Raw genomic sequence first — 18775 nt, 5'->3', positions numbered from 1 at the left:
GCGTGTCGACGCCCGTTGGGCCCGGTGCCGTGGGGCGTCAACGGAGTTCGGGAGCCCGTTCATCACCGCGATGGACGCAGCCGCGGTGGTCGGACGGATCTACTGTCCAGCGATCCGGTGGAGACCGGAGCCCGGGCGACGGGTCCGGGTGGTCTCGGAAAGGAACAGCGGAATGGTCATCTGTCCCGAGTGCGAGAGCTCCGTGGCTCTCGCCGAACCCCCCAAGGTCAACGAGATCATCGAGTGCGGGGACTGCTCCAGCGAGCTGGAGGTCCTCACGGTGGATCCCCTCCAGGTCGCGCTCGCCCCCGACGTCGAAGAGGACTGGGGCGAGTGACCGCCGCCACGCGCCCGGCGTCCGCGGCGCCGTTCGCGGTCGTCGCCTCGCGGCTGCGCGCCGATGAGAAGCGCGTTCTGGAGGCCTTCGAACGCCGTGGGCTGCCGTACGAGTTCGTCGACAGCCGGGCGTTGTGGCGGGTGCTCCAGCAGTCGGGCACGCCCTGGCCGTTCGTGCTGAACCGCGAGATCGGCCAGGCGCGCGCCCTGTACGCGGCGCGGGCCCTGGAGGCGTCCGGCGCGACCGTGGTCAACTCGGCGCGGGCCGTCGACATCTGCGGGGACAAGTACCGCACGTCGGTGGCGTTGCGCGACGCCGGGCTGCCCACGCCGCGCACCGCGCTCGCGCTCACCCCCGAGGCCGCCCTGGAGGCGCTGGAGGTCATCGGCTATCCGGCGGTGGTGAAGCCGCTGACCGGCTCGTGGGGCCGGCTGGTGTCGAAGCTGCCCGACCGGGAGGTGGCGGAGACGGTGATGGAGTACATCGCCGCGCTGCCCTCGCCGGTGTCGCACATCGTCTACGTCCAGGAGCTCGTCCCCAAGCCGGACCGGGACATCCGGGTCGTCGTGGTGGGGGACGAGGCGCTGGGCGCGACGTACCGCAGCAGCGCCGACTGGCGCACCAATGTGGCCCGGGGGGCGGAGACGCGGCGCTGTCCGCTCACCCCCGAGCTGGCGAAGCTCGCGGTCACGGCCGCGCAGTGTGTGCACGCCGAGATCGCCGGGGTGGACCTCGTGGAGGACGGCGAGGGCAACCTCCTGGTCCTGGAGGTCAACCACGGCGTGGAGTTCTCGGGATTCCAGCGTGCGGTCGGGCCGGAGATCCCGGTGGCCGACCGCATCGTCGATCACCTTATTGCGAGGTCGCAGTCATGCTTCGAGTAGCGGTCGCGGGTGCTTCGGGATACATCGGCGGTGAACTGCTGCGGCTGCTGACCTGCCACCCCCGGGTCGAGGTCGTGCTGGCCACGTCGAACACCTTCGCCGGGCGCCGGGTGGACGGTCCGCATCCGAACCTGCGGGGCCGGACGGAGCTGTCGTTCGCGGCGCACGACGCGCTGGAGGAGCGCGCGGGCTCCTACGACGTGCTGTTCCTGGCCATGCCGCACAAGCGGACGATGGGGCGGATGGCCCGGTACCTGGAGCTGGCCGGCACGGTCGTCGACCTGTCCGGCGACTTCCGGCTGCGGGACGCCGAGGTCTTCGCCGACTACTACGAGACCGGGCACACCGCACCCGGTCTCCTCGGCTCCTTCACCACCGGGCTGCCCGAATGGCACCGCCACGAGCTGCGGACCGCCGACCGGATCTCGGTGCCCGGCTGCATGGCGGCCGCGGGGATCCTGACGGTGCGTCCGCTGGCCGAGGCCGGGCTGATCGAGGGTCCGGTGGACATCGACGCGCGGACGGGGTCCAGCGGGTCGGGCGTCTCGGCGGGGTCGTCGAACCTGCACGCCGAGCGCAGTGGCGCGATGCGGCTGTTCGCGCCGACCCGGCACCGGCACGAGGCGGAGATCGCCCAGGCGACGGGCCTGCCGGTGCGGATGACGGCGACCGGTGTGGAGGCCGTGCGCGGCGTGCAGGTGCTGTGCCGGGTGCGGCTGGCCGAGGGGACGCGGGAGTCGGACGTGCGGTCGGCCTACCGCAAGGCGTACGCGGACGAGCCGTTCGTACGCGTCGTGGCGCACAAGCGCGGGGCGTACCGGCTGCCCGAGCCGAAGATCCTCTCCGGTTCGAACTTCTGTGACGTGGGGTTCGCGGTGGACGGGGAGCGCGCGTCGCTGGTCGGGGCGCTCGACAACCTGGTCAAGGGCGGGGCGGGCAACGCGGTGCAGTGCCTGAACGTGCGCTTCGGCTGGCCGGAGGAGACCGGCCTGGAGTTCACCGGTCTGCACCCCAACTGATCACCCGTACTGAGCACGGGGCGGCCGCACGCGGCGGCCGTCCGGACCGGCACCTCGCTGACCAAGCCGAGGCCGATCGAGGCAGGGGACGAGAATGCAAGAGACCATCGTGGTCAAGTGCGGCGGCAACGCCGCCGTCGACCCGCTGGCGGTGTGCGAGGACATCGCGGGGCTGACCCGCGAGCGGCGTCCCGTCGTGCTGGTCCACGGCGGTTCGGCCGACATCGAGGGGCTGGCCGCCCGGATGGGTGTGGTCTCGCGCCGCCTCACCGCTCCCGACGGGGTGTCGGCGCGCTACACCGACGCGGAGACCCTCCAGGTGGTGCACCTGGCACTGGCCGGGCTGGCCAAGCCCCGGCTGCTGACCGCGCTGGCCTCGGCCGGGGTGTCGGCCGTGGGCCTGACGGGCCTGGACGGCGGGCTGCTGCGGGCGCGGCGCAAGACCGCGCACCGGGCGGTCGTCGACGGCCGGCGGATCGTGATCCGTGACGACCACAGCGGCCGCATCACCGAGGTGAACGACGCGTTGCTGCGAACCCTGCTGGCCGCCGGTCACGTCCCGGTGGTCTCGCCGCCCGCGGTGGCCGAGGACGGGAACCCGGTGAACACCGACGCGGACCGGGCCGCCGCCGCGGTCGCGGCGGGTCTGGGCGCGGGCACGCTGGTCCTGCTCACCGGGGCGCCCGGGGTGCTCGCGGACCCGGCCGACGAGAGCTCGGTCCTGCCGGTGTGCGCGGTGGCGCCCTCGGGCACACCGCCGTTCACGGGCGGTGGGATGGGCCTGAAGCTCGTCGCCGCCAGGGAGGCGCTCCAGGGCGGGGTGGGCCGGGTGCTGATCGCCGACGGGCGGCGCCGCGACCCGGTGCGCGCCGCGCTCGGCGGGGCGGCCACCGAGGTGGTCCTGGAGGGCGGGCCGGCCGTCGCCGCGCCGGACGCCGCGATCGGAGCGGGGCGATGACGACGGAGAGCCGGTTCGACAAGGCCGGGCAGGCGTGCGCCCGCTCGGAGCCGTACGCGATCGGGCTGCTGCGCAGCATGCTCCAGATCCCCTCGCCGTCCTACGGGGAGGGCAAGCTCGCCGCCCACCTGGTCGGGGTGATGCGGGAGATGGGCTTCTCGGCGTACGTGGACGAGGCGGGCAACGCGGTCGGGGAGATCTCACGCGGGGCCGGGCCCACGGTGATGCTGCTGGGCCACATGGACACGGTGCCCGGGGACATCCCCGTGCGCATCGACTGCGGCCGGCTCTACGGCCGGGGCGCGGTGGACGCCAAGGGGCCGCTGGCGGCGATGGTCTGCGCGGCCGCCGACGCGGTGGACTTCCGGGGCCGGATCGTGGTGGTCGGCGCGGTGGAGGAGGAGACTCCGCTGTCGCGGGGCGCGGTGCACATCCGCCGCACGCACACCGCGCCGGACGCGCTGATCATCGGTGAGCCCAGCGGCTGGCAGACCGCCGTGCTGGGCTACAAGGGCAAGCTCGACCTGCGCTACCGGGTGGAGTGCGCGCCGACGCACCCCAGCAACCCGGTCCCCAAGGCGTCCGAACTGGCCTGCGCGGCCTGGCCGGTGCTGCTGGAGCTGCTGGGCCCGCAGGCGGGTCACGGCGGGTTCGACGTGCCGGGGGCGACGCTGGTGTCGATCCGCGGCGACCTGACCGAGGCGGAGGCGGAGTTCGACATCCGGACGCCGCCGGGTTACGACGCGCGGGGCCTGGTGGAGCGGCTGGCCGAGCGGCTCCCGGGACGGCTGGAGGTCGTCAACTCGGTGGCGGCGTGCCGGGTGGGCCGTACCGACCCGGTGGTGCGGGCGCTGTCCGCCGGCATCCGGGCGCAGCAGGCGCGGCCGGTGATGAAGGTGAAGACCGGCACGTCCGACATGAACACACTGGCGGAGGAGTGGGACGTCCCGATGGCCACCTACGGCCCCGGGGACAGCCGGCTCGACCACGCCGACGACGAGCACATCGCGCTCAGCGACTTCCTGCGCGGCATCGATGTGCTCACCCACGCGCTCCAGGAACTGGGCGAGCGCCTGGGCCCGCGGCACCAGCTGTCGCTGGTGCCGTCCCTTCCGGCCCGGCCGGTCGTGACTACGGACGGTGGATCGTGATGACGGAGACGGTGGCGGACGGGCGGACGCTGGAGGAGCACGCCCAGCGGGTCCGGGAACTGATCGTGGACATGTGCGCCAACCCGGAGGGCGGCCATCTGGGCGGCTCGATGTCGATGGTGGAGATCCTGGTGACGCTCTACCACTCGGTGCTGCGCCTGGACCCGGGCGAGCCGGAGGACCCCGGCCGGGACCTGCTGGTGCTCAGCAAGGGGCACGGCGCGATCGGGCTGTACGCGGCGCTGGCGGAGCGGGGCTTCTTCCCCGAGGAAGAGCTGGCGGCGTACGGGACGCCGGACGGGGTACTGACCGCACACCCCAACCCGGCGGTGCCGGGGGTGGAGATGCCCACGGGGTCGCTGGGACACGGGTTGCCGCTGGGGGTGGGCTTCGCGCTGGACTTCCGGCTCTCGGGCAGCGACCGCCGGTGCTTCGTGGTGCTGGGCGACGGCGAGCTCCAGGAGGGGTCGGTGTGGGAGGCGGCGATGGCGGCCGCCGCGCACCGGCTGGACCGGCTGGTGGCCGTCGTGGACCGCAACGGCCTCCAGATCACCGGGTCCACGGAGGACGCCGTGGGCCTGGAGCCGCTGGCCGACCGCTGGCGCGCCTTCGGGTGGACGGTGCTGGAGGTCGACGGCCATGACACGGAGGCGCTGCGGGCGGCCCTCGGCGGCGCTCCGCGGGTGCCGGGGAAGCCGACGGTCGTCCTCGCGAGCACGGTCAAGGGCAAGGGCCTGCCGTACGTCGAGGGCCAGGCCCGCAGTCACTACGCCCGGCTGGCCGGCCGGCAGCACAAGCGTGCGCTCGCGGTGTTGCGGGCCCGGAGCAGGAGAACGGAGACGACGGCATGAGCGTGACGGTTGCCGAGCCGGGGAGCCCGGACGTACGGACCGGGGCGGCGCCGCCGCGGCCGAACCGGGACGTCTACCGCGACGTGCTGGCCGGGCTGCTGCCGGCGGACGAGCGGCTGGTGTGCCTGGACAGCGACACGGGCCTGTTCTCGGGCGTGGACTGGGGCACCGCCGCCGACCGCTACGTCAACCTGGGCATCGCCGAGCAGAACCTGATGGGCGTGGCCGCGGGGCTGGCGAAGTCGGGGCGCGTGCCCTTCGTCAACACGATGTCCACCTTCGCCGCCACCCGGGCGGTGGAGGCGGTGAAGCTGGACATCGCGCTGAACAACCTGCCGGTGCGCATCGCCGCCACGCACAGCGGGCTGTCGGCCGGGCACCTGGGCTCGACGCACCACTCGCTGGAGGACCTGGCGGTGATGCGGATGCTGCCCCACATGACGGTGCTGGTGCCCGCGGACGCGGCGGCCACCGAGGAACTGGTGCGGGCCTGCGCGGACATTCCGGGGCCGGTGTACCTGCGGCTGGGCCGCGGGGCCACCGAGGACCTGCCGGCGGGCGCGGAGCCGTTGCGCGTGGGGCGTGCCCAGCGGCTGCGCGAGGGAGACGACGTCACGCTGGTCGCCACCGGCCCCTACCCGGTGCTCGCCGCCCTGGCGGCCGCCGAGGAGCTGGCCGCGGAGGGCGTCGAGGCGGCGGTGCTCAACATGCACACCGTCAAGCCGCTGGACACCGCGGCGCTGACGGCGGCGGCGCGGACGACCCGTGCCGTGGTCACGGTCGAGGAGCACTGGGCCGCCGGCGGTCTGGGCTCGGCCGTCGCCGAGGTGGTCGCCGAGCTGGGCGTGGGCTGTCCGGTGCTGCGGGTGGCGGTGGGTGACTCCTTCGCCGCCGGTACGGGCGGGCAGCGGCATCTGCTGGAGCGCAACGGCATCACCGCCGCCGCGGTGGCCGACCGGGCGCGGCGGGCGCCGGCCCGTCACTGACGCCCGTACGAACAGAAGGTACGAACAGCAGGGGCCCGGCCGCCGATCGGCGGCCGGGCCCCTGCGTGCGCGCGTCGTCAGTCGCGTTCGCCCGTCACACAGAACTCGTTGCCCTCCGGGTCCGCGAGCACGGTGTGGCTCTCGTGCTCGGAGAGCACGCGGGCGCCCAGGCCGGTGAGCCTCTCGATCTCCCGGCTCGCCGAGCCGCCCTCGGCCGGGCCGACGTCGAGGTGGACGCGGTTCTTGCCCGCCCGCGCCTCCGGGACGCGCATGAAGTAGAGGTGGGGGCCGCCGTCGGGGTTGCGGACCACGGCCTCCTCCGCGCTGGACCAGTCGGCCGCCTCCCATCCGGTGGCCGCCGCCCAGAAACCGGCGAGCTTGCCGGCGTCGGCCGCGTCGATCACGACGTTCTGGAGCTGGATACCCATGGTCTTCCGTTCTCTCGGATTGCCTGCGACCACGGCCCCCGGGAGCGAACCCCGGGGGCCGGGCCAGATATTACGCACGTACCGCCCGGTCCCGGGGTGCCGGGACCGGGCGGTACGTCGTCTTGAGGGGAGTTCCCGGCGAGGGGCGTCAGTGGGGGTCCCCCGCCTCCACGGTGGGAGGGGCGGCGGTCCCGCCCTCCTCGCGCCGCCCGTCGTCCGGCACGACCTCGGACAGGTCCCGCAGCCGCGGCAGCGGGGAGCGGGCGAGGAAGACCAGCGCGCTGAGCGTGCCCAGGCCGACCACCACCAGGGTGGCCCGCAGGCCGATGAGCCCGCCGAGCCAGCCGCCGAGCAGGGCGCCCAGGGCGGCGGTGCCGGTGACGAGGAAGCGGTAGCCGGCGTTCGCCCGGCCCAGGATCTCCGACGGCACGACGGTCTGCCGCAGGCTCATCACCTGGATGTTGCTGATGACCACGCCCATGCCGTTGATCAGCAGGGCCAGGCCGACGACGACGGCGCTGAGGAGCCGTCCGCCGCCGGCCGCCGGGATGAGCAGCGGGGCGGCGCAGGCGATCACCATCGTCACCATGATGGTGGGGCCGATGCCCCACCGGCGGCCCAGCCGCCCGGCGACCAGGCTGCCGAGGAACGCGCCGATGCCGGTCATCGCCATCACCACGCCCAGCGTGATGGGGGCGAAGTGCAGTTCGCGCGTCAAGTACAGGATGAGCACGGCCCACAGGCCCTGGTTGAAGAGGTTGTACGTGGCGGCCTCGCCGGCGATGGCCCGCAGGTAGGGGTTGCTGCCGACCAGGCGCAGGCCGGTGCCGATGCGGGAGACCACCGAGCCCTCGGCGGCCGTCGACGCGGGTTCCGCCTCGCGGCGGCGGATGAACAGCAGCGATATCGCGGAGACGAGGTAGGTGCAGGCGTTGATGAGGACCGCGGCGGGGGCGGTGACCAGCCCGACCAGCACACCGCCCAGGCCGGGCCCGCTGGCCTGGGCGAGCGAGCGGCTGCCCTCCAGCTTGCCGTTGCCCTCGATCAGGTGGTCGCGCCCGACCAGGGAGGGTATGTACGCCTGGTAGGCGAGGTCGAACAGGACGGTGAGCGTGGCGGCGAGGAAGACGATGACGCTGAGCAGCCCCACGTCCATCACGTCCAGGGCGGTCAGCAGCGGGATGAGTCCGAGGATCACCGCCCTGCCGAAGTTGGCGCCGATCATGATGGGGCGCCGTCTGTTCTGGTCGATCCACACCCCGGCGAGCAGGGTGAAGAGCATGTAGGGGGCGAACTGGGCGGCGTTGACGACGCCCATCTGGAACGGTGTCGCGTCCAGGGTGGTGGCGGCCAGGAGCGGGATCGCCAGTACGGAGATCTGCGCGCCGAACATCGACAGGCTCTCCGCGGACCAGAACTTCAGGAAGTCCGCGTCCCGCCACAGTCCCCTCGGCCGTCCGCCGGCCGGTGCTTCGCCCATGTCGTCCGTGTCCTCACTTCTCGTGGCCCAGGACCCGCCGCAGCGTGCGCGCGAGCGCCGGCAGGTGCGGGTGCTGGAGCATGGTGTGGTGGGTCCCCGGGACCACGTGGTGGTCCAGGCCGCCGGTCGCGAAGGCCCGCCACCGGTCGACCTGATCATCCAGCTCCGCCCGCGCGCTCAGCAAGGTGACGGGACCGTCGTACGGGGTGGGCCGATGGGTGTGGAACGCCCGGGAGTTGGCCAGGAAAACGGCGACACGGGTGCGGATCTCCTCGCGCACCCCGGCGGGGATCAGCCCGGTGCGCTCCAGGAGCGACAGGAGCTCTTCCCTCCGTTCACCGGCCGGTACGGTGGCCAACCGCTCCAGCTCGGCCGCGGGCGCCTCGGCGCCGCGGAGTCCGGCGAGGTCGTGGCCGAAGGCGGCCAGGAGCTCGGCCTCGCCGGGCGCCTCGCCGGCCTGCGGCGGGAACCCGGTGTCGAGCAGGGTCACGGTCGCCACATCCGCGCCGGCGGCCCGCAGGCGTGCGGCCATCTCCAGGGCCACGGCGCCGCCCAGCGACCAGCCGGCCAGGTGGTACGGGCCGGACGGGTACGCCCCGCGTACGGCGGCCAGGTAGGTGTCGGCCAGCGCGCCCAGGTCCGGGGCGGCGCCGTGGGTGTCGTCGTGGGTGTCGTCGTGCAGGCCCGGGTGTTCCAGGGCGTGGACGGGGGTGTCGGCGTCTAGGATCCGGGCCAGCGGCACGTAGGGCACGACCGCGCCGCCCACGGCGTGCACCAGGAAGAGCGGCGGCCGGCCGCCCTCGGCCCGCAGGGTCACCAGCGGCGTCACCCCGGCGCCGGTCGCCGCGGCCGGCGCGGCGGGGGTGTGCGCGTCGATCGCCCGGGCCATCGCCTCGACCGTGGGCGCCGCGTAGAGCGCGCGGACGTCGAGCAGCGCGCCGAAGGACTCGCGCACCGCGAACCGCAGGCGGATCAGGTCCAGGGAGCTGCCGCCCAGGTCGAAGAAGCCGTCGAGCGCGCCGACCCGGGTGGCGCCCAGGGTCCGCGCCCACAGGGACGCGAGGGCCCGCTCGGTGGGGGTGCGCGGCGCCACGAAGGGCGCGCCCGTGGTGAGTTCGGGGGCGGGCAGCGCCTTGCGGTCGACCTTGCCGTTGACGGTCAGGGGTATCCGCTCCAGCGGCACCACGACCGACGGCACCATGTAGTCCGGCAGTTCCGTGCCCACATGGGCGCGGAGCCGGGCGGGCAGGTCGGGTCCGGCGCCCGGGGCGGGCACGACGTAGCCGATCAGCCGCCGCCCGTCGTCGGTGCCGTGCACGGTGGTGAACGCGTCGCCGACCTCGGGGTGCGCGGCCAGCACGGCGTCGATCTCGCCGAGCTCGATGCGGAAGCCGCGGATCTTCACCTGCTGGTCGATCCGGCCCAGGTACTCCAGGGTGCCGTCGGACAGCCGCCGCGCCAGGTCGCCGGAGCGGTAGAGGCGGCCCGTGCCGCCGCCGAACGGGTCGGGGACGAAGCGCTCCGCGGTCAGGTCCGGGCGCCCCAGGTAGCCCCAGGCCACGCCCGGTCCGCCCACCCACATCTCGCCCGGCACGCCGGCCGGCGCGAGCTGCCCGGCCCGGTCGACGACCCACACCGACAGATCGGGGATCGGCACCCCGATCGGGCCGGGCGAGCGGGTGAGGAGCTCCCGGCTCAGGGGGCGGTAGGTGACGTGCACGGTCGTCTCGGTGATGCCGTACATGTTGACCAGCCGCGGCGTGTCCTCGCCGTGCCGGTCGAACCAGCGCAGCACCGCGTCCACGTCCAGCGCGTCACCGCCGAAGACCACCGTGCGCAGCGCCAGGTCCGCGCCGCGTTCCTCGTCCACGGCGACCAGTTGCCGGAAGGCGGCGGGCGTCTGGTTCAGGACGGTCACCCGCTCGCGCTCCAGCAGCTCGTAGAAGGCCTCGGGAGAGCGGCTCTCCCAGTACGGCACGACCACGAGCCGGCCGCCGTAGGCGAGCGCGCCCCACAGCTCCCACACGGAGAAGTCGAAGGCGAAGGAGTGGAAGAGCGACCACACGTCCCGCTCGTCGAAGCCGAACCACTCGTGGGTCGAACGCAGCAGCCGGACGACGTTGCCGTGGGGGATCATCACGGCCTTGGGGCGGCCCGTGGAACCCGACGTGTAGATGAGGTAGGCGAGGTCGTCGCCTCCGACGGTGACGGGCTCCGGCGCGGGGCCGCGGTCGGCGGGGTGCCCGCCGTCGAGGGGGACGCGCTCGTACGGGCCGTCCGGCAGCTCGGCGCCGCTCTCGGCGAGCACCACGCCGATGCCGGAGTCCTTGAGCATGTACCCCAGCCGCTCGGCCGGGTAGCCGGGGTCGAGCGGCACGTACGCGCCGCCGGCCCGCAGGATCCCCAGGATGCCGGCGACGAGGCCGGCCGAGCGCGTGCCGCACAGGCCCACGAGGTGGCCGCGGCGCACCCCGCGCTCCCGCAGCCTGGCGGCCAGGCGCCCGGCGTACGCGTCGAGTTCGCGGTACGTGAGCCGTGCCGTGCCGTCGACGACGGCGACGGCGTCGGGCCGCAGCCGTACCTGCTCGGCGAAGAGCGCGTACAGCGAGGCGTCGGCCGGGTACGTGCCCTGGGCGGCGCTCCAGTCCGTCATCTGCCGCTGTTCGCGCGCGGTGAGGAGGGTGAGCCCGCCGACGGGCGCGTCGGGGGCCGCCACGGCCTGCTCCAGCACGGTGCGGAAGTGGTCGACGAGCCGCTCCACGCGGTCGTGGTCGTAGAGCTCGGTGGCGTACTCCAGTTGCAGGGCGATGCCGCCGTCCGCGGTCTCGCTCGCGCTGATGGCCAGGTCGAAGCGGGCCCGGGTGCCGGTGGTCCCGACGTACTCGCCGGCCGTGGAGCCGATCCGGAAGGGCGTGCCGGCGGCGTCGGCGGCCTGGAGGGTGAGGCTGATCTGGAAGAGCGGGTTGCGGCCGGGAACGCGCTCGGGCTTGAGCGCGTCGACGACCCTCGTGAACGGCACGTCCTGATGATCCAGAGCGCCCAGGACCGTCTCCTTGCAACGACCCACCAGCTCACGGAACGTCGGATCACCCGCCGTGCTGGTACGCAGCACCAGCGTGTTCGCGAACAACCCGACGAGGGGCTCGACCTCGGAGCGCGTACGACCGGAGAACACCGACCCGATCGCCAGATCATCCTGACCCGTGTACCGCGACAGCACCGTCAGCAGACCCGCCTGAAGCACCGCCAGCAACGACGCCTGCTCACTACGGGCGAGAGCACGCAGCTCTTCGCTCAGGGGGGCGGCAAGCCGGTGGTCGACGACGGCTCCGGTCTGCCGGGGTGCGGCGGGGCGGGGCCGGTCGGAGGGGAAGTCGACGACCGGCAGGTCCGCCAAGGTGCGCCGCCAGTAGGACAGCTGCCCCTCCAGGACGTCCCCGGTCAGCCGCTCGCGCTGCCAGGCCGCGAAGTCGGCGACCTGCACGGGGAGCGGAGGCAGATCAGTGCCGGCGTGGAGCGCGGAGAGCTCCTGGCCGATGATCCCGGTCGACCAGCCGTCGGTGACGACGTGGTGGAGGTTCATGAGCAGGACGTGGTCGGTGTCGCTCAGCCGCAGCAGGGCCGTCCGCAGCAAGGGGCCGGTGGCGAGATCGAAGGGCCGTACCGCCTCCGCGTCCGCGAGCAGGCGTACGCGCTCCTCCCGGGCCGGCTCCGGCAGGTCGGACAGGTCGGTCACCGGCAGCGGCCAGGACGCGGGGGCCTCGTCGACGACCAGGCGCGGCTCCTCGCCCTCACCGGAGAAGCGGGTGCGCAGCGCCTCGTGCCGCGCGACGAGCAGCCGGAACGCCTCACGCAGCGCGTCGGCGTCCAGGGCTCCGCGCAGGCGCAGCGCGAACGGCATGTTGTACACCGGGGACCCGGGGTCGAGCTGGTGCAGGAACCACAGGCCCTCCTGCTGGTAGGAGGGCACGAGCGGCCGCCCGTCGCGGGGTACGGGGCGGATGCGGTCGGCGTCGCCGGCCGCGCGGTCCTGGTCGTCCGCCGCGGTGGCCCGGGCCTGGTCGACGCGGGCGGCGAGGTCCCGCAGGGCGGGCTGCGCGAACAGGGTGCGCGGGGCGAGGGACACGTGGAAGGTGTCGCGTACGCGGGAGGCGAGGCGGGTGGCCTGGAGGGAGTTGCCGCCCAGGTCGAAGAAGCTGTCGTGCGCGCCGATGGACGCCGTGGGGACGTCCAGCAGCGTGTGCCATATGCCGGCGAGGGCGTGTTCGGTGGCGGTGCTCGGGGGCGTGTTCCGCGATTCCGCCGTCGTGCGCGGGGCGGGGAGCCGGGCCCGGTCGAGCTTGCCGCTGGGGGTCAGGGGAAGCGCGTCGATCACCATCACCTGGGACGGGACCATGTGCAGCGGCAACCGGTCCATCAGCGCCGCGCGGACGTCATCGGCGTCGGCGGCACCGGCGGTGGTCGGCACGACGTAGCCGATCAGCCGCGCGGCGGGGGTTCCGGCGTCGTGGACGACGACGGTGCCCTGCCGGACTCCTTCGCAGCCGGCGAGGGCGTGTTCGATCTCGCCGGGTTCGATGCGCAACCCGCGGATCTTGATCTGCCGGTCCGCGCGGCCGAGGAATTCGAGGTTGCCGTCCTCACGCCACCGCACCACATCCCCCGTGCGGTACATCCGCTCACCGGACCCCGCGAACGGATCCGGGACAAAACGCTCCGCCGTCAGATCCGGACGGTTCAGATAACCCCGCGCCAGACCGGCGCCCGCCACGAACAACTCACCAGGAACACCCACCGGCACCGGCTCGAAAGTCTCCGCGTTCAGGACGTACGCACGGTGATTCGCCATCGCACGACCGATCGGCGGCGACGCCGTCAGACCACCCGGCGGGCATAGATAATCCACACACGCCACCGTCGCCTCGGTCGGACCATAACCGTTGTGGAACTCACGCCCCTCGTTCGACCACCGGTTCACCAACTCCGCCGGAAACGCCTCCAACCCCACGAACAACGCCCGCAGATCCGACAACGGCCCCGGATCCAACAACCTCAACACCGCCGGCGGCACATCCGCCACCGACACCCGCTCACGTATCAACAACTCCTGCAACGCATCCGGATCCAACAACGTCTCACGCGACGCACCCACCACCGCCGCACCCGAACCCAACGCACCATAGAAGTCAAAGACCGACACATCGAACGCCGGATTCGCGAACTGCAACAGACGATCCCCCGGACCGATACGGAACAACTCCCGCGCGTTCAACACAAAGTTCACCGCAGCCCGATGCGACACCATCACCCCCTTCGGCGCACCCGTCGACCCCGACGTGTAGATCAGGTAGGCCAGGCTCTCCGGCGTCGTTCCGCTGCCGGGCAGGGGTGAGCCGGGCATCCGTGCCAGGCGTCGGTCAGTGGCGGGGTCGTCGAGGCATACGCGGGGCATGTCCGCCGGCAGGGCCGTGGACAGCGCCCGCGTGGTCACGACGACGCGCGTGCCCGCGTCCGTCAGCTGGCCGGCCAGGCGTTCCGCCGGATACTGCGGATCGAGCGGCAGCCACGCGCCACCGGCCTTGAGCACCGCCAGCTGCGCCACCGGCAGCTCCGTGCCCCGCTCCAGCAGCACGCCCGCCACGACGTCCGGACCCAGCCCGAAATCCGCCCGGAGGAGGTGGCCCAGCCGGTTCGCCGCCGCGTCCAACTCCCCGTACGACAGCTCGGCACCCTCGAAGCGCACCGCCGGCGCCGCAGCGTCCGTACGCGCCCACCGCTCCACCAGCTCATGGAGCAGGGACCCGTCCTCATCGCGCGTGACGGGGTCGGGGTTCCATCCGCGCAGCAGTTGTTCGCGCTCTTCCGCGTCCAGGAGGTCCAGCGCGCCCAGCCGGGCGTCCGGGCCGGTCACGGCCTGCTCCAGGACGGTACGGAAATGACCGGCCAGCCGCTCCACGCGGGCCCGGTCGAACAGCTCCGTCGCGTACTCGATGACGACGTCCAGACGGCCTTCCGGTGTCTCGATCACCGTGACGCCGAGGTCGAAGCGGGAGCTGATCTCGGGGGAGGCCAGGGGTTCGGCCTCCACACCCGGCAGGGCGAAGCCGCGGCCGCTGGTGCCGGCGGCCTGGAGGGTGAGGCTGATCTGGAAGAGCGGGTTGCGGCCGGGAACGCGCTCGGGCTTGAGCGCGTCGACGACCCTCGTGAACGGCACGTCCTGATGATCCAGAGCGCCCAGGACCGTCTCCTTGCAACGACCCACCAGCTCACGGAACGTCGGATCACCCGCCGTGCTGGTACGCAGCACCAGCGTGTTCGCGAACAACCCGACGAGGGGCTCGACCTCGGAGCGCGTACGACCCGAGAACACCGACCCGATCGCCAGATCATCCTGACCGGTGTACCGGTAGAGCACCGTCAGCAGACCCGCCTGAAGCACCGCCAGCAACGACGCCTGCTCACTACGGGCGAGAGCACGCAGCCCTCCCCCAGTTCGCCGGGCAGGCTCGTCTCCAGGGTGGCGCCGGAGGACGTCGGTTCCACGGGGCGTGGCCGGTCGGAGGGGAAGTCGATAACCGGCAGGTCCGCCAGGGTGCGCCGCCAGTAGGACAGCTGCCCTTCCAGGACATCCCCGGTCAGCTGCCCGCGCTGCCAGGCCGCGAAGTCGGCGGTCTGGAGGTCGAGTGCGGGCAGCTCGCCGCCGCTGTAGAAGGTGGCCAGGTCCTGGACGATGATCCCGGTCGACCAGCCGTCGGTGACGACGTGGTGCAGGCTCATCAGCAGGACGTGGTCGGTGTCGCTCAGCCGCAGCAGACCCGTCCGCAGCAAGGGGCCGGTGGCCAGGTCGAAGGGCCGTACCGCCTCTTCGTGTGCCCGATGCCGTATGTGCTCCTCTTGTTCCGGCTCCGGCAGGTCCGACAGGTCGGTCACCGGCAGCGACCAGGAGGCGGGGGCTTCGTCGACCACCAGACGCGGTTCCCCGTCGTCTCCCGGGAAGCGGGTGCGCAGCGCCTCGTGCCGCGCGACGAGCAGCCGGAACGCCTCACTCAGAGCGTCGGGCTTCAGGGGCCCGCGCAGGCGCAGCGCGAACGGCACGTTGTAGACCGGGGAGCCGGGCTCCATCTGGTGCAGGAACCACAGACCTTCCTGCTGGTAGGAGGGCGTGAGGGGCCGCCCGTCGCGGAGGACGGGGCGGATACGGTCGGCGCCGGCCTCCGCCGCGCGCTTCTGCCGCAGCCGCAGGGCCAGCAGCGCGCGCCGCTTCTCCTCGATCGTCGTCTGTCGGGGCATCGCCTCGGTCATCAGGCTTCCTCACTCAGCAGTCGGTCCAGCTCCTCCTCGGACAGCCCGGCGATCTCCGCTTCGAGGTCCGTCTCCTCCGCGGCGGCCGTCGCGAGCTCCTCGCCGATACGGGCGGCCAGGTCCTTGAGCACCGGCTGGGCGAAGAGGACGCGCGGTTCGAGCGCGGTGTGGAAGGTGTCGCGGATGCGGGAGATGAGGCGGGTGGCCTGGAGGGAGTTGCCGCCCAGGTCGAAGAAGCTGTCGTAGGCGCCGATGGATTCCAGGGGCACGTCGAGCAGCCCGTGCCAGATCTCGGCGAGGTCCCGCTCGGTCGCGTCGCGCGGTGCGACGTGGACGCGGGCCGCTCCCTCCTGGGGCGCGGGGAGCCTGGCGTGGTCGACCTTGCCGTTGGGAGTCAGCGGCAAGGCGTCGAGGACCATGAGCTGGGCCGGGACCATGTGCTGGGGAAGCCGGTCCATGAGCCCGGTGCGCAGGGCGTCGGCGTCCAGCGACCGGGCGGCCTCGGCGACGGCGTAGGCGATGAGGCGTGCCTCGGGTGTGCCGGGACGGTCGACGGTGACGACGGCCTGGGCGACGCCGGGGCTGGTGGTCAGGGCGTGTTCGATCTCGCCGGGTTCGATGCGCAACCCGCGGATCTTGATCTGCCGGTCCGCGCGGCCGAGGAATTCGAGGTTGCCGTCCTCACGCCACCGCACCACATCCCCCGTGCGGTACATCCGCTCACCGGACCCCGCGAACGGATCCGGGACAAAACGCTCCGCCGTCAGATCCGGACGGTTCAGATAACCCCGCGCCAGACCGGCGCCCGCCACGAACAACTCACCAGGAACACCCACCGGCACCGGCTCGAAAGTCTCCGCGTTCAGGACGTACGCACGGTGATTCGCCATCGCACGACCGATCGGCGGCGACGCCGTCAGACCACCCGGCGGACACAGATAATCCACACACGCCACCGTCGCCTCGGTCGGACCATAACCGTTGTGGAACTCACGCCCCTCGTTCGACCACCGGTTCACCAACTCCGCCGGAAACGCCTCCAACCCCACGAACAACGCCCGCAGATCCGACAACGGCCCCGGATCCAACAACCTCAACACCGCCGGCGGCACATCCGCCACCGACACCCGCTCACGTATCAACAACTCCTGCAACGCATCCGGATCCAACAACGTCTCACGCGACGCACCCACCACCGCCGCACCCGAACCCAACGCACCATAGAAGTCAAAGACCGACACATCGAACGCCGGATTCGCGAACTGCAACAGACGATCCCCCGGACCGATACGGAACAACTCCCGCGCGTTCAACACGAAATTCACCGCAGCCCGATGCGACACCATCACCCCCTTCGGCGCACCCGTCGACCCCGACGTGTAGATGATGTACGCGAGGTGGTCGGGCTCGGTGGTGCCGGTGAGCGGTGTCTCCGGGGTACGGGCCAGTCGTTCGCGGAGCTCGGGGTCGTCCAGGATCAGCCGTGGTACGTCGGCGGGCAGTGCCGGTGCCAGCGCGCCGGTGGTCACCACGACGGCGGCGCGGGCGTCGGAGAGGTAGGACGCGAGGCGTTCGGTGGGGTGCTGCGGGTCCAGGGGGAGCCACGCGCCACCGGCCTTGAGGGTGGCGAGCTGTCCGACGGGCAGCTCGGGGCCCCGGTCCAGCAGCACGCCGACCACCGCGTCGGGACCCACGCCGAAGTCGGCGCGCAGGACATGGGCCAGCCGGTTCGCCGCCGCGTCCAGCTCCCCGTACGACAGCTCGGCACCCTCGAAACGCACCGCCGGCGCCGAACCGTCCGTACGCGCCCACCGCTCCACCAGCTCGTGCAGCAGCAGCCGGTCCTCCTCCCGCGCCACGGGGGGCGGGTTCCAGCCCGTCAACAGTCGCTCCCGCTCGCCCGCGGTCAGCAACGTCAGCGCGCTCACCCGGGTGTCCGGGGCCGCCACGGCCTGTTCGAGCACCGAGCGGAAGTGGCCGACCAGCCGTTCCATCCGGCCCCGGTCGAACAATTCGGTGGAGTACTCGAGCCATACGCGCAGGCGTCCGTCGGTGGCCTCGTCGACCTGGAAGGCGAGGTCGAAGCGGGCGGTGCCGTTCTCCACGGGTACGGGCTCCACGGCCAGGTCGCCGAGGCTGAACTCGCCGACCATGGCGCCGGTGAGCAGGGTGAAGCTGATCTGGAACAGCGGGTTGCGGCCGGGGGTGCGCTCGGGGCGGAGCTCCTCGACGAGGGTGCCGAAGGGGACGTCCTGGTGTTCCATCGCGCCCAGGACGGTCCGCTGACAGCGGGCGACCAGTTCGCGGAAGGCCGGGTCGCCGGCCGTGCTCGTCCGCAGGACCAGGGTGTTGGCGAAGAAGCCGACCAGCGGCTCCACCTCGGTGCGGGTGCGGCCCGAGAACACCGAGCCGACCGCCAGGTCGTCCTCGCCGGTGTAGCGGGAGAGCACGGTCAGGAAGGCGGCCTGGAGGACGGCGAGCAGCGAGACGCGTTCCTCGCGCACCCACGCGCGCAGGGCCGCGCCGAGCTCGGCGGGCAGGTCCAGTTCGAGTTCGGCGCCGTTCCAGGTGGGCTGGGAGGGGCGGGGGCGGTCGGTGGGGAAGTCGATGGCGGGGACGCCGGCGAGGGTGGTGCGCCAGTAGTCGATCTGGGTGCGCAGGCCGTCGCCGGACAGCCGGCGCCGCTGCCAGGCGGCGTGGTCGGCGGGCTGGACGGCGAGGCCGGGCAGGGAGGCGTCCGCCGATCCGTAGAGGGCCGCCAGTTCCTGGGTGACGATGCCCACGGACCAGCCGTCGGTGACGATGTGGTGCAGGCAGAGCACGAGGAGGTGCTCGTCGGCGGCCAGGCGGAGCAGGTGGGTGCGGAAGACCGGGCCGTTCTCCAGGTCGAACGGGGCGCGGGCGTGGGTTTCCACGAGGGTCCGGGCGCGGTCGTCGCGTTCGGCTCCGGGCAGGTGGGAGAGGTCGGTCACCGGCAGCGGCCAGGCGGCGGGCGCGTCGTCGACGCTCTGGTAGGGCACGCCGTGCTCGGAGCCGAAGCGGGTGCGGAGCGCCTCGTGGCGGGCGACGAGGGCGCGCAGGGCCCCGGCCAGGGCCTCGGTGTCCAGGGTGCCGCGCAGGCGCAGGACGAAGGGCACGTTGTAGACGGGCTGTCCGGGCGCCAGCTGGTGCAGGGTCCACAGGTGGCGCTGCTGGTCGGAGACCTGGAGCCGGCCGGTGCGGGGCACGGGGGCGATGCGGTTGCGTTCCGCGGCCTCGGCGCGCTGCCTGGTGAGCTTGGCGTCCAGGAGCGCGCGTTTGATGTCGGAAAGACTGGCCGTCCCGGTGGAGGTCTCGCCCGGTCCCGTCATGCTCATCCTCGATCCCTTCGAACCTTGTT

At 72.9% G+C, this 18775-nt stretch carries 12 protein-coding genes; 7 read left to right on the top strand and 5 right to left on the bottom strand.

The window, feature by feature from the left end:
- The first annotated feature begins 172 nt into the window (after positions 1-172).
- The 7 genes from SMD11_RS32985 (at position 173) to SMD11_RS32955 (ending at position 6186) form a co-directional block, all read left to right on the top strand.
- Positions 173-337: a lysine biosynthesis protein LysW gene (locus tag SMD11_RS32985; RefSeq protein ID WP_087929928.1), complete on the top strand. Its 165-nt coding sequence runs from the start codon at positions 173-175 to the stop codon at positions 335-337.
- Positions 334-1221, top strand: a complete 888-nt coding sequence (gene lysX, locus SMD11_RS32980) for a lysine biosynthesis protein LysX (protein WP_087929927.1) — start codon at positions 334-336, stop codon at positions 1219-1221. The genes SMD11_RS32985 and lysX overlap by 4 nt, the downstream gene beginning before the upstream one ends.
- On the top strand, positions 1209-2240 hold the full coding sequence (argC, locus tag SMD11_RS32975) for an N-acetyl-gamma-glutamyl-phosphate reductase (protein WP_087929926.1): 1032 nt from the start codon (positions 1209-1211) through the stop codon (positions 2238-2240). The genes lysX and argC overlap by 13 nt, the downstream gene beginning before the upstream one ends.
- A 94-nt stretch (positions 2241-2334) precedes the next feature.
- Entirely contained in the window at positions 2335-3198 is an 864-nt protein-coding gene (locus SMD11_RS32970) for a [LysW]-aminoadipate kinase (protein ID WP_087929925.1), read from the top strand.
- Positions 3195-4349 carry a M20/M25/M40 family metallo-hydrolase gene (locus SMD11_RS32965; RefSeq protein ID WP_087929924.1) on the top strand — a complete coding sequence of 385 codons (1155 nt, stop codon included), beginning with the start codon at positions 3195-3197 and terminating at the stop codon, positions 4347-4349. The genes SMD11_RS32970 and SMD11_RS32965 overlap by 4 nt, the downstream gene beginning before the upstream one ends.
- Positions 4349-5200 carry a transketolase gene (locus SMD11_RS32960; RefSeq protein WP_087929923.1) on the top strand — a complete coding sequence of 284 codons (852 nt, stop codon included), beginning with the start codon at positions 4349-4351 and terminating at the stop codon, positions 5198-5200. Before SMD11_RS32965 ends, SMD11_RS32960 begins: the two co-directional genes overlap by 1 nt.
- Positions 5197-6186 (top strand): transketolase family protein, encoded by a 990-nt coding sequence (locus SMD11_RS32955; protein ID WP_087929922.1) that lies wholly within the window; start codon positions 5197-5199, stop codon positions 6184-6186. Before SMD11_RS32960 ends, SMD11_RS32955 begins: the two co-directional genes overlap by 4 nt.
- Before the next feature lie 77 nt (positions 6187-6263).
- On the opposite strand, the gene SMD11_RS32950 is transcribed toward SMD11_RS32955, so the two are convergent.
- The 5 genes from SMD11_RS32950 to SMD11_RS32930 form a co-directional block, all read right to left on the bottom strand.
- Positions 6264-6614 carry a VOC family protein gene (locus SMD11_RS32950; protein ID WP_087929921.1) on the bottom strand — a complete coding sequence of 117 codons (351 nt, stop codon included), beginning with the start codon at positions 6612-6614 and terminating at the stop codon, positions 6264-6266.
- A 148-nt stretch (positions 6615-6762) separates the two neighbouring features.
- The gene (locus SMD11_RS32945) at positions 6763-8094 is read right to left on the bottom strand and encodes an MFS transporter (protein WP_087929920.1); all 1332 of its coding nucleotides are present in this window, start codon (positions 8092-8094) and stop codon (positions 6763-6765) included.
- Positions 8095-8107: 13 nt separating this feature from the next.
- Complete coding sequence (locus SMD11_RS32940) at positions 8108-14533, bottom strand: amino acid adenylation domain-containing protein (RefSeq protein ID WP_267896895.1); 6426 nt, start codon at positions 14531-14533, stop codon at positions 8108-8110.
- The gene (locus tag SMD11_RS36945) at positions 14512-15396 is read right to left on the bottom strand and encodes a condensation domain-containing protein (protein WP_087929918.1); all 885 of its coding nucleotides are present in this window, start codon (positions 15394-15396) and stop codon (positions 14512-14514) included. The genes SMD11_RS32940 and SMD11_RS36945 overlap by 22 nt, the downstream gene beginning before the upstream one ends.
- Entirely contained in the window at positions 15396-18752 is a 3357-nt protein-coding gene (locus tag SMD11_RS32930; RefSeq protein ID WP_087929917.1) for a non-ribosomal peptide synthetase, read from the bottom strand. The genes SMD11_RS36945 and SMD11_RS32930 overlap by 1 nt, the downstream gene beginning before the upstream one ends.
- Positions 18753-18775: the final 23 nt, after the last annotated feature.

It is taken from the genome of Streptomyces albireticuli (assembly GCF_002192455.1).
Lineage (GTDB): Bacteria > Actinomycetota > Actinomycetes > Streptomycetales > Streptomycetaceae > Streptomyces > Streptomyces albireticuli_B.
This window is presented reverse-complemented; position numbering and strand designations above follow the sequence as displayed.